Origin of the sequence: Furfurilactobacillus milii, from assembly GCF_009864005.1 — a bacterium.
GTDB classification, from domain to species: Bacteria; Bacillota; Bacilli; order Lactobacillales; family Lactobacillaceae; genus Furfurilactobacillus; species Furfurilactobacillus rossiae_B.
In genome coordinates this window covers 245,563-259,800 of the sequence record NZ_WEZQ01000005.1, presented here as the reverse complement: position 1 = coordinate 259,800, position 14,238 = coordinate 245,563, and the positions used below count along the sequence as shown (strand labels likewise).

Below are 14,238 nucleotides of genomic sequence, written 5' to 3'. Positions count from 1 at the left end.
AACAAGCACCTTGTTTAATTAATTAACTAATTATTTATTGTCCCAAACGGTAATCGTTGGCCCTTGTTGTTTAGAATCGTGAGCATCGACTGAACGCTTATCAGTCGTTTGCTCTTTTTGACTGCCTGTTGTTACTGTCGTTGCAGTATCTACAGCTTCGTCGTCTTCATTGTTTGGCTCATCATCTTCAACATGATGGGCTGAGTTAACGGCTGCATTATCAAGAATTGAACCGTCTTCTTCCAAATTAAAGGCCACGTTGTCTTCAATCCATTTTCGACGTGGTTCAACTTTATCACCCATCAACGTTGTGACACGACGTTCAGCTAAGGCTGCGTCATCAATCCGAACACGAATTAAAGTACGGCTCGCTGGATCCATTGTCGTTTCCCACAACTGATCAGCGTTCATTTCACCGAGACCTTTGAAACGCTGTAGAGAATAGCCGCGGCCAATCTTTTGCTCTTTACCGCTTAATTCTGCGTCTGTCCAAGCATATTCAATCTGAGTTTTCTTACCAACGCCTTTTTGAAGCTTATAAAGCGGTGGTAAGGCAATGTATACTCGGCCGGCGTCAATCATTGGCCGCATGTATTTGTAGAAGAAGGTCAGTAGCAAAATCTGAATATGAGCACCATCATCATCAGCATCTGTCATGATAATAATCTTGTCATAATTGGCATCTTTAATATCAAAATCGGCACCAACACCAGCACCAATCGTATAAATCATGGTGTTGATTTCCTCATTTTTGACGATGTCTTGTAGTTTAGCTTTTTCTGTATTTAGGACTTTCCCACGTAACGGCAAGATGGCTTGAAACTTACGATCTCGGCCTTGCTTAGCAGAACCACCGGCAGAATCACCCTCAACTAAGAATAGTTCATTGCGTTTAGCATTTTTAGATTGTGCAGGAGTCAGTTTGCCTGAAAGCAACCGTTCCTGACGGCCTTTTTTCTTACCGTTACGGCTTTCGTCACGGGCTTTGCGGGCAGCTTCACGGGCCTGACGGGCCTGCAGGGACTTGCGAATCAACATTTGCGCAAATTCACCGTTTTCCATGAGGTAAAAGCCGAGTTGCTCATTAACGACATTGTCAACAATGGTGCGGGCTTCGCTGGTTCCAAGTTTGTCTTTTGTCTGACCTTCAAATTCCAGAATGGCTTCCGGAATCCGCAGTGACAAAATAACGGATAAGCCTTCACGCACATCAGAGCCTTCGAGGTTCTTATCCTTCTCTTTCAGCAAGCCAACCTTACGCGCATATTCGTTGAACGCTTTCGTCCAAGCGGACCGCAATCCCGCCTCGTGCGTTCCACCACCAGGAGTCCGCACATTATTAACAAATGACAACATCGTTTCCGAGTAACCATCGTTGTACTGTGCCGCCACTTCAACTTCGACACCATCTTTGCTGCCATCAAAATACATGACATCGCCCAAAGTGTCCTTATCTTCGTTTAAATAGGCAACAAACTCCTTGATTCCATCAGGGTAGTGAAATTCTTCAGTGCGTTCTTGTCCGGCACGTTCATCGGTGAGCGTGATTTTTACGTTTGTCAGTAAGAACGCAGACTCACGCAGGCGTTCTTCCAGTGTACCGAAGTTGTAAACGACCGTTGTAAAGACACTTGGATCTGGCTTAAATGAAACAGTTGTTCCATTGTGTTCCTTAGTTTTGCCCAGTTTAACCAAAGTGCCAACTGGGTGACCGCCGTCCTTAAAGTCTTCCTGATACTTCATTCCGTCCTTAACGATGGTTACCGTTAACCACTCAGATAAGGCATTAACAACGGAGGAACCGACACCATGCAGTCCACCAGAAGTCTTGTAACTACTGTCGTTAAACTTCCCACCGGCATGTAGCACGGTCAGGATAACTTCAGGCGTTGGGATGCCAGACTCGTGCATTCCCACTGGCATCCCCCGGCCATGATCCTTAACCGTAATGGAGTTGTCTGCGTGAATCGTCACGTTGATTTCTTTACCGAAACCGGCCAGCGCTTCATCAACCGCATTATCTACGATTTCGTAGACCAAGTGATGAAGACCCCGTGCATCCGTGGAGCCGATATACATCCCTGGGCGTTTGCGGACGGCTTCTAGGCCATGCAATATTTGAATACTTGATGCATTGTAATCTTTGGCTGATGAAGCCATGTACCCAACATCCTCTCTTTAAAACGTGTACTTTAAGCACAACGTAAATAGACTGTCTAAATTAAAATAACACACTCCGACCAAGTTTGGCATGACATTTTTGAGTCACCTGAGTTTTAATCAGCTATTTCTGACTATGGAAAACATCATAAATTTCGTGAAGTTACCATTTGATACGAATGTATGTTCGCATGAGATTGAACATCTGTCAAGCATCAGTTTGTGAATTAAATTGGCAGCCAATGGTCTTCATGATAAAATAGAACACATTCAGTTTTAACAAAGGAAGTTACCCATGCTCAAATTACTGATTATGCTCTTGGTGGCCTACCTATTAGGGTCAATTCCCACCGGTGTATGGATTGGCAAGATCTTCTTCCATACAGATATTCGCAAAGCTGGTTCTGGCAACATTGGCACCACTAACACGTACCGCGTCCTTGGTAAAACAGCTGGCACGGTCGTCATGCTCATTGATATCTTAAAAGGTGCTTTATCAACGTTACAACCAGTTGTATTTGGTGCTCCCATCGTTCATGGTGTCGTTATCAACGGTTTACTGATTGGACTGGGTGCCATTCTTGGTAACACCTTTTCTATCTTTGACGGATTTAAAGGTGGCAAGGCCGTCGCAACTAGTGCCGGGATTCTAGCAGGCTATAATTTTCCATTTTTCATCGTGGCCTGCATTATCTTCGGCAGCCTAGTTTACATTACTAGCATGGTTTCAGTGGCTTCAATGGCTGCCTTGACCATCATCACATTTTTGTCCTTGCTCTATCAAGATGGCATACTGACCACGGTCGCATTTGTGCTAACGCTTTTTATCATTTACCGACACCGTGCCAATTTAGATCGCATCAAGGCTGGTACCGAAAACATGGTTCCCTTCGGCCTATATCGACGTTATCGTTTATCCCATCCGATCAAGCCTAAGAAGGACGCCGATGATTCGAAAGCGATCAGTGCCGAAAACGACAAAGCTGACGTGAATCCAGAAACCATTAAAGATGTGGCTTCTACAGCTTCGAAAATGTCAGAAGCCGCAACCAAAGCGACTAGTGAAGAAGCGCAGTCAGATAGCAATACGTCCACTTCGGATGCACCTTCGACGGAGTCAAAATAACGTTTAACACACCCTAGTTAAACGACTAGAAACAGCGTTTGCTAACACATTAAAATGTTAGTAAACGCTGTTTTATTGCGCTCATAATTTAGTTAAAAATGTCGCATCTATTAAGTAAGGCGTCCTAGAAGTATTCAATGCTATAGTCCGCATTAAACATCGCTTGTGGATACAACTCATGAATACCAAACTTTTTGGTCAGGTCACCATCCGCATTAACTGCGTCAGCAATTCCCCACCAAGGTTCAATACAAACGAATGGTGCCTTAGCTGGATATGGTGACCAAACGCCCACATAATCAGCGTTTTGAAGGGTGACGGCAATGCCATGCTCGTTAAGCCCTGATGTTAGTGTTAACGTTGCTGGGTGTTGGTTCAATTGAAGAATTTTAGCATCGTGTTCAAATAAATCATGGTTGAGTTTCATTGGTCGCTCAAAGTTCAAGGTTGTTGGGTGGTCAACATCACTAAATGGACCATCAAGTTTCAATGATGAATACGTTTGAGCCGGAGTAGCAGCCACAGTATAGTCATTGAACGTCCCTTGACTGTCACCGAGTGGCACATTGAAGCCAGGATGACCACCGATGGAAAAGTAAATGGGTTCATCACTCGGGTTGGCAACGCGATATTCCACGCTTAACTGGCGGCCCAATAAACTAAACATAACGTCTAATTGAAAGGCAAACGGATATTTGATGCGACTGGCATCGTTATCCTTTAAAGTAAACGTAACGCTGGTCGCAGTTTGTGCTGTCACCAAGAAATCTTGATCACGAGCAAAGCCATGCTGGGTCATTGAATAAGTTTTGTCCTGATACCGATACTGATCATCGTGCAGCCGACCAACAATGGGAAACAAAACTGGCGCATGACGTCCCCAAAACTTTTTATCTGCCTGCCACATGTATTCTACATGCGTTTGTACATCCTTGACACTAGTTAATTCGGCACCATGTTCGTTGATAGCAACCGTTAATTCTTCATTCGACAACTTAATCATTTTTTCCTCCTAGATTCAAACCAGATTTAAACAACTCTGATACTTGTGTCACCCAAGCTAACTTTCTGGCTCATCTGGACCGCCACGGCCATGATCAACAGCTCGTGGAAAATAATTGCGATAGCTGGCCTGTAAATTCTCTTTGGTTACATGTGTGTAAATTTGAGTCGTGGACAAGCTACTGTGACCGAGTAATTCTTGCACAGTACGCAAGTCAGCCCCACCGTTTAACATCTGTGTCGCAAACGAATGCCGCAGCATATGGGGATGAATATCACCAGTCAGTGAACTCTGTTTCATCACCTGCTTTAATGCGTATTCAATGCCTGCGCTGGTCAATGGATGACCGTATCGATTAATAAAGACATAGTCATGTTGTTGATGATATTTAGTCATTAATGGTGTACGGCACTGCTGCTCGTACGCATCAAGTGCATCACTTGCGTAGCGGCCAAACGGAACGTACCGTTCTTTATCACCTTTACCATGAACTAAGATCATGTGAGTTGAGAAATCAAGATCCTGATAGCGCAGTCCAGCACATTCAGAAACCCGCATTCCCGTCGCATACAACATTTCGATCAGGGCACGGTCACGAAATTGCAACGGTTTACTGCCATCCCCGCTGGCCGTCTTCAACAATTCGTCGATCTCCTTGTCGTAGAAAAATCGTGGCAGCGTTGACGGGTGTTTTTTTAAATTAACATATACAAACGGATTATCTTTAACCAAATCATTTTTAACTAAAAAGGCATAAAAAGAACGTAGTGATGAGATTTTTCGGGCCGTACTGGTTCTGGAATAATGTGCGTCATATAAATAACTGAGATATACCCGAATATCCAGGTGATCAATTGTGGAAAATGATTTTAAGCCACCGTTGTCCTTCATGAATTGCATGAATTCTTGTAAATCTTCCTTGTAGGCTGTCACAGTATTCGTTGAATAACGCCGCTCAACCTGCAAATACGTCAAGAATAATTGAACCCAATCGGTTTCTAGCTGACTTGGGTCGGATGTGATATCTTTTTCTGCCATAAATAAAAGCCCTCGTTACCGCTAACATTAGCAAAATAACGAGGGCTTGACAAGCGTTTACAAACGAACAGAACCATCGGCTTGTCAGTTACTTTTTACAAATCAAAACGTTGCATTTACAGCAATACTGTTCATCACTATTAACTGCCAGTGAAATGATTCTGATTACTTTCACCACAGATATGACAAGCGGAGCCCACTTAAACTGCCACCAATAACTAGGCTTCAGGAGTCGGCTGTTCAGTAGCTACCACAACCGGTTCAATACCGACAGTAGGTAAAAATTCATCAAGATCAGTTAACGCACGATGAGCCACCGCAGTATTTCGTTCACGTTTGTCACGAATACGACGGTCTAATCCTGGCACAATTCCGAAGTTGGCATTCATTGGCTGAAAATGCTCCGCATCCGCAGTCGTAATGTAGTTTGCCATTGACCCGACCATCGTTGTTTTTGGAAAGGTTACGGTGTCTTGTCCCAAAGCAAGTTTGGCAGCATTAATACCAGCCAGAATACCAGATGCGGCACTTTCAATATACCCTTCAACACCCGTCATTTGACCGGCAAACAACAGCGTCGGCCGAGACTTGGTTTGGTATGTTGCTTGTAATAGTTTAGGTGACTTTAGGAACGAATTGCGGTGCATAACGCCGTAACGCACGAATGTGGCCTTTTCCAGACCGGGAATCATGCGGAAGACCCGCTTTTGTTCGCCCCACTTCAAATGCGTTTGGAAGCCGACAATGTTGTACAAGTCACCGGCTGCATTATCCTGGCGCAGCTGTACAACCGCAAACGGACGCTTGCCCGTTTTTGGATCATCTAAGCCAACTGGTTTCAACGGACCATATAACAACGTTTGTCGACCACGCTTTGCCATAACCTCAACAGGCATACAACCTTCAAATACATCGCTGTCTTCGAAATCATGTACATCGGCGGTCTCAGCGTGAATCAAGGCATCGTAAAAAGCATTGTACTCTTCCTCGTTCATCGGGGCATTGAGATAGGATGCTTCTCCCTTGTCATAACGTGACTTTAAATACACCTTATCCATATCCAGTGAATCTTTGTTTAGAATTGGCGCAGCTGCATCAAAGAAATGCAGGTCGTCTTCTGCCGTAAAGGACTTAATGGCTTCAGCCAATGGGCCGGCGGTCAACGGACCAGTCGCCATAACGGTGATGCCGTCAGGAATGGCAGTGACTTCCTCACTCACGACTTCAACATTAGGCATCTGTTTCAACTCGTTGGTGATTTGTTCGGCAAACGGTGTCCGGTCAACCGCCAATGCGCCGCCGGCAGGCACTGCATTAGCATCTGCCGAGCGGATAACGATACTGTCCAAATGTCTCATTTCGGCCTTGAGCAAACCGGCTGCGTTGCTAATTTGATTAGCCCGCAGAGAGTTTGTACAAACCAGTTCCGCAAAATTACCGGTTTCATGAGCTGGGGTTAACTTTGTTGGTCGCATTTCGAAAAGTTTGACGTTTACACCGACCTTGGCGATGTGATAAGCTGCCTCACTACCTGCCAGACCAGCGCCAATTACGTTTACAGTGGGTGTCGATGCCATGCTGAAGCCTCATTTCTATTCGTTAAGTGAATGATTGAATTTTGTCGAGCGGTGCGTAACCGCATGTGTGTATTCTACACCGTCTGTAAGTAAAAACGCACCCCTAATCTCGTAGCAGAAACCACAAGATCAAGAATGCGCAAATGTAACTTAATGACAATCAAGTTGATAAATCGCTATTTTTGAACGTCTTCTTCGTAATCGCCATTCGGACAAACAACCTGTTTGCCACCTTTGACCTTCTTTTCGACCAAGAAGTGACCATCTTTAGGACAATCACGGCCAATTGGCTTATCCCATGAAACAAAGTCGCAGTCTGGGAAACGTGAACAACCATAAAAAACTCGGTTTCGCTTGGATTTACGTTCGATGATTTGACCCTTATGACACTTAGGACAAATGACACCAATTTCCTTAACGATAGCCTTGGTGTTACGACAATCTGGGAAACGCGAACAAGCATAGAACTTGCCGTAACGGCCCATTTTAATGACCATTGGGGCGCCACAGATGTCACAGTCAAAACCGGCTGCTTCATCCTTGATCTTGATTTTCTCCATGTTATCTTCGGCTTTTTTTACTTCAGTCGAAAATGGCTTGAAGAATTCGTCGACCACTTTTACCCATTCTTCTGAACCCTTTTCAATACCGTCGAGCTTTTCTTCTAGACCGGCAGTAAACTCGATATTTTCAATATCGGGGAAGAAATCGACAATAACGCCATTGACGATTTCACCAAGTTCAGTAGGTACAAAACGGCGGGATTCAAGCTTGACGTAGTTTCGTCGTTGAATCGTGTCCAGTGTTGGCGCATACGTTGACGGCCGACCAACACCGTTTTCTTCCAACGCGTGAATCAAATTGGCTTCTGAGTAACGTGCCGGTGGCTGGGTGAAATGTTGTTGCGGATCGTTCTTAACCATCTTAACCGTGTCGTCCACGTTTAAGTCTGGTAACACATTATCTTTTTCAGCAGCACCTTTGTAGACTTTGGTGAAACCAGGAAACTTCGTCTTAGAACCATTGGCACGGAACTGAACATCATTTTGATCAATCGTAACCGTCATCGTATCGGAGACTTCAGCTGTCATTTGTGAAGCAACGAAACGATTCCAGATCAATTGGTATAAACGGAATTGATCGTTAGTCAGATACTGCTTCATCTCAGCTGGTGTTCGGTAAACACTGGTTGGCCGAACAGCTTCATGGGCATCCTGTGCCCCTTCTGGTAATTTACCTTTGACGGGCTTAACGGCTGCATATTCCGCGCCATATTCTTCATGAATATACTTTGAAGCCTCTTGCTTGGCAATGTGCGCAATTCGTGTTGAATCAGTCCGCATATAGGTAATCAGACCAACACTGCCGCCCTTACCAATATTAATGCCTTCATATAGCTGTTGAGCCGCCATCATTGTTTTCCGAGTCCGGTAATTCAATTGACGGTTGGCCACTTGTTGCATGGTTGATGTCGTAAATGGTGGCTGTGGCATGCGCCGACGTTCTTTACGCACAACATCAGTGATGTTAAAACTGGCTTTTTGGTCAATTTGCTTTAGGATCTCTTGAACAGCATCGTTATCTTTCAAGCCGGCTTTTTTCCCGTGAATTCCGTAAAAGCTGGCAGCAAACTTCTGCCGACCCTTTTGGAATTCAGAGTCAATGGACCAATATTCTACCGGCTGGAAGGCCTTGATTTCTTCCTCACGCTTGATGATCAGCGCAAGTGCGACACTCTGAACACGACCTGCAGACAGCCCCTTTTTCACCTTTTTCCATAGAATTGGCGAAATTGAGTAACCTACCAAACGATCCAAAACCCGCCGTGCTTGTTGCGCATCGACTAGGTCCATATCAATATCGCGCGGTTGTTTGAATGCGTTTTTAACAGTGTCCTTAGTAATCTCGTTAAAAACGACACGATTCTTTTCTTCAGGATCTAAATTTAATAAGTGGGATAAGTGCCATGCGATGGCTTCCCCTTCACGATCCGGGTCAGACGCTAGGTAAACTCGTTTAGCGTTTTTTGCATCTTTTTTGAGTTCTTTAATGGTGTCGCCTTTACCACGAATAGAAATGTAATGCGGTTCATAATCGTGGTCGACGTCGACGCCCATTTGCGACTTAGGCAAGTCCCGAATATGGCCCTTACTTGCAACAACTTTATAGTTGCGGCCTAAGTACTTTTCGATTGTTTTCGCCTTGGAAGGCGATTCCACAATCACCAAGTTCTTTTTAGTTTTCGCCCTTGTTTTTGTTTTAGTTTTTGAGGTCGCCATGAAGCAACTCCTTTGTTAACATTATTGATTACTGGCTGATGAAACATACTGTCCATCAGCGTCTAACCGTACACATAAGCACAGTCAAATCTAAATCACCATACTGCACAGTTACATAAGCTGTCAACTAAAACGAGAATTTTCTACTATATAATAGTCGATGATTTGAACAGTTAGCTCTGAAATTGCAGTTCGTTTAAAATAGTCTCTACATTGCAAACGGGAGTTGCGCCAGCACTAATTAATGCGTTGCAACCAGCGGACAATGGGTCTGTCACCCGACCGGGAATCGCCATCACGTTTCGGTTTTCTTGAAGACCAATATTAGCAGTAATCAAGCTACCAGAATGAATTGCGGCCTCTGTCACTAAGACGCTTTGTGCCAGACCAGCGATAATTCGGTTGCGTTCAGGGAAGCGATGGCGTGCTGGCCCGGTGCCAAGCGGATACTCACTAATGACTAACTGAGTTTGCATCAAGGTTTGTTGCAAAGAACGATTGGCTGCTGGATAGGCAATGTCTAACCCAGTACCAATGACTCCGATAGTGTGACCATTATGCTGAACAGCTAGTTGGTGACTAAGCGCATCAACGCCTACTGCCAATCCAGAAATAATCGGGATCTTTGTTGCAATGACGGCTGGCAACCACTGCTTAAGGGTCGTATACGAATATGCCGTTGCTTGACGCGCGCCAACAACGGCCAGTCCGGCTTGCTGAGTCAACTGCCAATTGCCACGACTAAATAATACCAGCGGGGCAGCGTACATTTCTTTTAAATACGTGGGATAATCTTCATCGAGAATAGTCGTCACCTTGCCGAACTGGTGATTGCGCGTAATTGTATTTGACAACTGTGAATCACGCCAACAGTTAGCTAGCTGCTCGGCCTTTATTTCTGGCAAAGCTAAGCAGTCCAGTAAATTTGTTAGGGTTAGCAGCACATTCGGCTCTGCCTGCATGAATTGCCAAACTTTGCGTCGCCCAGCTAAGCCCACACCAGGCATAAATTGAAGTCGAATTAATGCATCCCGGTTAATTGTTTGTAGCAATCTTTCCATGCGTAGCCTCCGTTAACATCTTGTGATCAAGACAAGCACATGAACAGTTCTTAATAACTTTATCCTGACGACTTAACATACGAATTTCGTTCCAGCAATGTTCGCTGCAAAATAAAAAACCGGCTCTTTTTAAAAGAATCGGCGGTTACTAATTATTGTTATATCAAAAGCAATTGCAAATTAATTTTGATGCAATCTTTTAGTGACCGGACTAAACGACCGGCGGTGAATTGGTGTCACGCCAAGCTGATCGAGGGCAGCTAAATGAGCAGCGGTTCCGTAGCCGTCATTTTGTGCAAAATTATACCCTGGATAAACGCGATCATACATCGACATCAAATGGTCACGGTAAACTTTAGCGACGATGCTGGCTGCACCGATACTGACGGAACGCGCATCACCCTTGATAAGCTTTTGCTGCGGCATTGGCACGTCGATTTGCATCGCATCAATCAATAACGCATCCGGCTGTTGCGGCAATGCTAGTACGGCATCACGCATGGCCACCCGCGTTGCTTGATAAATATTCAAATGGTCAATTTGCTTTGGCGAAGCAATGCCAATGCCAACACCAACACAGGCGGATAAAATTTGGGGATACAGTGCTTCCCGCTCATGCGCAGTTAACTGTTTGGAATCATTAACACCCAGTAGGTGAAAATTATGTGGCAATTCAATTGCACATGTCACCACCGGACCAGCCAAGGGGCCACGACCGACTTCATCAATGCCAGCAACTAATGACTGTCCCTTTGCCCAGCAAGCTCGTTCCAGTTGCAAACGTTGTTCAAAAGCTGCTTCGGCATTAGCTTGTGCCGTTAATCGCCGGTTTGTCTGCAGTAACAGCGACGCAACACCTTTTCGTGGATCAGCCGCTAATGCAGCTAACAACGGATCGTCGGCTTGCTGAACATGAGCTAATTGTTCGCGTAGCATCGCAATCGATGTTTTTTTCGGCTTAGTTTCACTCATGATCCGCCTCGGACACGCTATCATCTGATTCTTCAGATAATTCATCGGTAGTGTCAAACGTAAACCGACCTAACTTGCCCTTGCGCAAGTCAAAAATCAAACGTTCACTCGCCCGGTCATAATCATCTTTAAAGCCCAGTCGTTTAGTAATAGCCAATAATAGATCAACGTCACTAAGCGTCAGTTCATCATCTGTTAAATGATATCGTTCAGCTAATCGATCAGTTTGATTGTGCTCACGCATAAATTTGATTGCATATAGTGCCACATCGTCCTTGGCAAACAAAGAATCCTTGATTGCTCCCGTCAAAGCGAGCTTTTTACCAACCAGAGGATCTTCAAACTTGGGCCACAGGACACCAGGTGTATCCAACAGTTGAAGTTCTTCGTTAGCCTTCAGCCACTGTTGCTTCTTAGTTACACCAGGCCGATCACCAGTGATGGCAACTTTTTTATTAACCAATCGATTCAACAAAGTCGATTTGCCGACGTTGGGGATACCTGCCATTACAGCACGAATAACAGGTTTTTGAATCCCCTTGGCTTCCGCCCGCTCCTGTTGTGTTTTTAAGACTTCGCGAGCGGCTTTAACAAGATTGCCCACTAATTTTCGATCGTTCACATCAATCGCAATAACGGGTTGATTGTGTTCACGGTAATATCGCACCCATTCTCCAGTGATTTTGGGATCAGCCAAATCACTTTTTTCGAGGATCAAGAGGGTTGGCTTTTGGGCCACTGTAGCCCGTAATTCCGGATTCCGTGATGACTCCGGAATTCGTGCATCAACTAGTTCAAATACAATGTCAATAACCTTTAAGTTTTCTCGCAATTGGCGAATGGCCTTCGCCATATGACCGGGATACCATTGAATAGTAGCCATGGGTTTCATCCCCTTTCGTGAAAAATATTTTTTGAGATTGTAATTTCATATATTATTGACACAAGCTCGGTATTTCTTAAAAGTATCATAACTGAATTGTTAGCAAAACTAATTCTACCATCTTTGTTAAGATTTTGCCCAAAGTATCTAGTTACTCTTGATTTAATAATCCATGTAGAAATATAATCTCGTCTTTTGCTCAATCGAAATGCCTACGAATAAAAATTGTCTGTTGCAGACTAATATCATATATCATTGAGCGGCTTTCACTGAGCGTTAAACGATTCCGCCAATATTGTTGCCTTACATACTCAATTTCACTAGAAAAGAGTTGAATCATATAAAATCGTTCCTGATTCACTTTTTCTACAGTTGAGGTGTCATCGTGACGAGTTACATAGATTCTAGCTAAAATATTGGCTTCTGGAGAACCTGAATTCTGTTTAAGGAGGTACTGCATTATCTTATGGTAACTTGCTAATTCGATTTGTTCTTGTTGTTGAAATAATGTCTTGTCAGAAACTGTTGCAGCAGCCCTTTGTTTCGAGGCAGCCGTACTACTTAAAACTTTCCACCAATAAATAATGGCAGCCCAAGGGGTCAATTGTTGATTCATTACTTCACGTTTAATAATGCCTGCATGATATTCACTAGCACTTTGAGTAATGGTATTTGTTTGTAATAATTTTTGTGTTGCCATATTTTCAAGTTTGTCTGTTTCTCGGTATAAATTGAGTAATTTTTTTTGGCTAACACGCGGCAATTTTCTTTGTGTCACAATTAAGACTCTCAAATAATTTTGGACATCCTCACTAAGCCGTAAACTTTCAATTCGACGCAAACTATCCTGAACAAGTTCTTGCCAAATAACCTGTTTTTCACTGTGATGACGCGGCGTTTTCGGATAGGCATTTAAAAGCAATGGCGTAACAAGCATTGGCATCAACATACTCAGTATTACAACTGTTAAAGTTATCAGAATAATGGTGGCTCTCAAATCAACTGCTAAGCCGGTTACAGTTGACGGAATCGACAAAGCCATCATTAGAGTTACAGTTCCATGGACACCATTGATTCCTGCTAATAAACCATTAATAATTCCATTCTTATGCTGATTAGTTTTTTTAGGAACAATCCCTGAAGAAAACCAAAACACACGCAGACCGAATAAAACCAAATACAAAATAATACCAAGAAAAATAGTTTTGCTAATCGAAACATCGTAAGTACTTGCAAGTTTAATAATACTTGGTAAATTAAGACCCATAATGACAAAAACAGCACCATTGAGAATTGAGTTTACCATGCCCTCCACCGCAAAATCCGTATTCTGAGTTTGAGCGGTGCTCAATTGCCAATTATTTTGTTCCCAAGTACGCAATAACCCAGCCGCCACAACAGCCAAAATTCCAGACATCTTTAATTCTTCAGCGATAAAATAAACGATGTATGGTGTTGCCATAATATATGGCACAATAATCATATTGGTGTTTATTTCATGAATAATCAACCAACGCCGACAAAACATAAACAACCAGCCAAGTATTAATCCCAGTATTATGCCACCGATGAATACATAGATAAAATCACCAATACCACTGGCTAGTGAAAAATGTCCAGTTGTTAAAGCACTCAATGCCAAATTAAAAGCCACAAGTCCAGAGGCGTCATTTAATAGTGATTCATTTTGCAACATATTATCTAAATATTGGGGAAATGGCCTTCCTGCAGTAATTGATTGATAGGCCACGGCGTCAGTCGGTGAAAGAATTGCAGCTAGCATAAAGCCGCCAAACCCACTCAATTGTGGCGTAATCAAATGAGCAACGGTACCAACAACTAAGACGGACGTTACAACTAAAGTAATAGCTAGTGATAACGTGGATCGTAATGAACGTGCAAATCTCCCTAGATTAACCCGGCGGCTATCACTGAACATCAGAGTTGAGATAACCACTAATAAAAAGATCTCCGGCTTAATTGTAAAGTTTTGATAAAGCGGAAAATAAGATAATATCCAGCCAATCGCAATTTGGCAAAAAGAAATCGGAATTTTATCAAATTTTTGGAACAATATTTGTGCCGGAACAACGGCTAATAATAAAAGCATAATTGCAAAAAATAACTGCATGAACTGCC

Annotated in this window: 9 protein-coding genes and 1 pseudogene; 1 reads left to right on the top strand and 9 read right to left on the bottom strand. The window is 43.5% G+C overall.

The window, feature by feature from the left end; genetic code table 11:
• Positions 1-30 precede the first annotated feature (30 nt).
• The gene (gene parE / locus GB993_RS04005; protein WP_161003194.1) at positions 31-2,160 is read right to left on the bottom strand and encodes a DNA topoisomerase IV subunit B; all 2,130 of its coding nucleotides are present in this window, start codon (positions 2,158-2,160) and stop codon (positions 31-33) included.
• Positions 2,161-2,455: 295 nt separating this feature from the next.
• Between parE and plsY the strand changes: the two are divergent.
• Positions 2,456-3,058: pseudogene (gene plsY / locus GB993_RS04000) on the top strand (glycerol-3-phosphate 1-O-acyltransferase PlsY); the annotation flags it as partial.
• A 352-nt stretch (positions 3,059-3,410) separates the two neighbouring features.
• Here the strand turns inward: plsY and GB993_RS03995 are convergent.
• The 8 genes from GB993_RS03995 to GB993_RS03960 all read right to left on the bottom strand — a co-directional run bounded on the left by GB993_RS03995 (position 3,411) and on the right by GB993_RS03960 (position 14,230).
• On the bottom strand, positions 3,411-4,289 hold the full coding sequence (locus GB993_RS03995; protein WP_161003192.1) for an aldose 1-epimerase family protein: 879 nt from the start codon (positions 4,287-4,289) through the stop codon (positions 3,411-3,413).
• Between the two features lie 57 nt (positions 4,290-4,346).
• The gene (xerC, locus tag GB993_RS03990; protein ID WP_161003191.1) at positions 4,347-5,327 is read right to left on the bottom strand and encodes a tyrosine recombinase XerC; all 981 of its coding nucleotides are present in this window, start codon (positions 5,325-5,327) and stop codon (positions 4,347-4,349) included.
• 218 nt (positions 5,328-5,545) lie between these two features.
• Positions 5,546-6,904 (bottom strand): methylenetetrahydrofolate--tRNA-(uracil(54)-C(5))-methyltransferase (FADH(2)-oxidizing) TrmFO, encoded by a 1,359-nt coding sequence (trmFO, locus tag GB993_RS03985; protein WP_161003190.1) that lies wholly within the window; start codon positions 6,902-6,904, stop codon positions 5,546-5,548.
• A gap of 176 nt (positions 6,905-7,080) precedes the next feature.
• Positions 7,081-9,183: a type I DNA topoisomerase gene (gene topA / locus GB993_RS03980; RefSeq protein ID WP_161003189.1), complete on the bottom strand. Its 2,103-nt coding sequence runs from the start codon at positions 9,181-9,183 to the stop codon at positions 7,081-7,083.
• A gap of 173 nt (positions 9,184-9,356) precedes the next feature.
• Entirely contained in the window at positions 9,357-10,244 is an 888-nt protein-coding gene (gene dprA, locus GB993_RS03975) for a DNA-processing protein DprA (protein WP_161003188.1), read from the bottom strand.
• A 180-nt stretch (positions 10,245-10,424) separates the two neighbouring features.
• Positions 10,425-11,216, bottom strand: coding sequence for a ribonuclease HII (gene rnhB / locus GB993_RS03970; RefSeq protein ID WP_161003187.1), 792 nt, complete (start codon positions 11,214-11,216; stop codon positions 10,425-10,427).
• Positions 11,209-12,099, bottom strand: a complete 891-nt coding sequence (ylqF, locus tag GB993_RS03965; protein ID WP_161003186.1) for a ribosome biogenesis GTPase YlqF — start codon at positions 12,097-12,099, stop codon at positions 11,209-11,211. The genes rnhB and ylqF overlap by 8 nt, the downstream gene beginning before the upstream one ends.
• 199 nt (positions 12,100-12,298) lie before the next feature.
• The gene (locus GB993_RS03960; RefSeq protein WP_161003185.1) at positions 12,299-14,230 is read right to left on the bottom strand and encodes a cation:proton antiporter; all 1,932 of its coding nucleotides are present in this window, start codon (positions 14,228-14,230) and stop codon (positions 12,299-12,301) included.
• Positions 14,231-14,238: the final 8 nt, after the last annotated feature.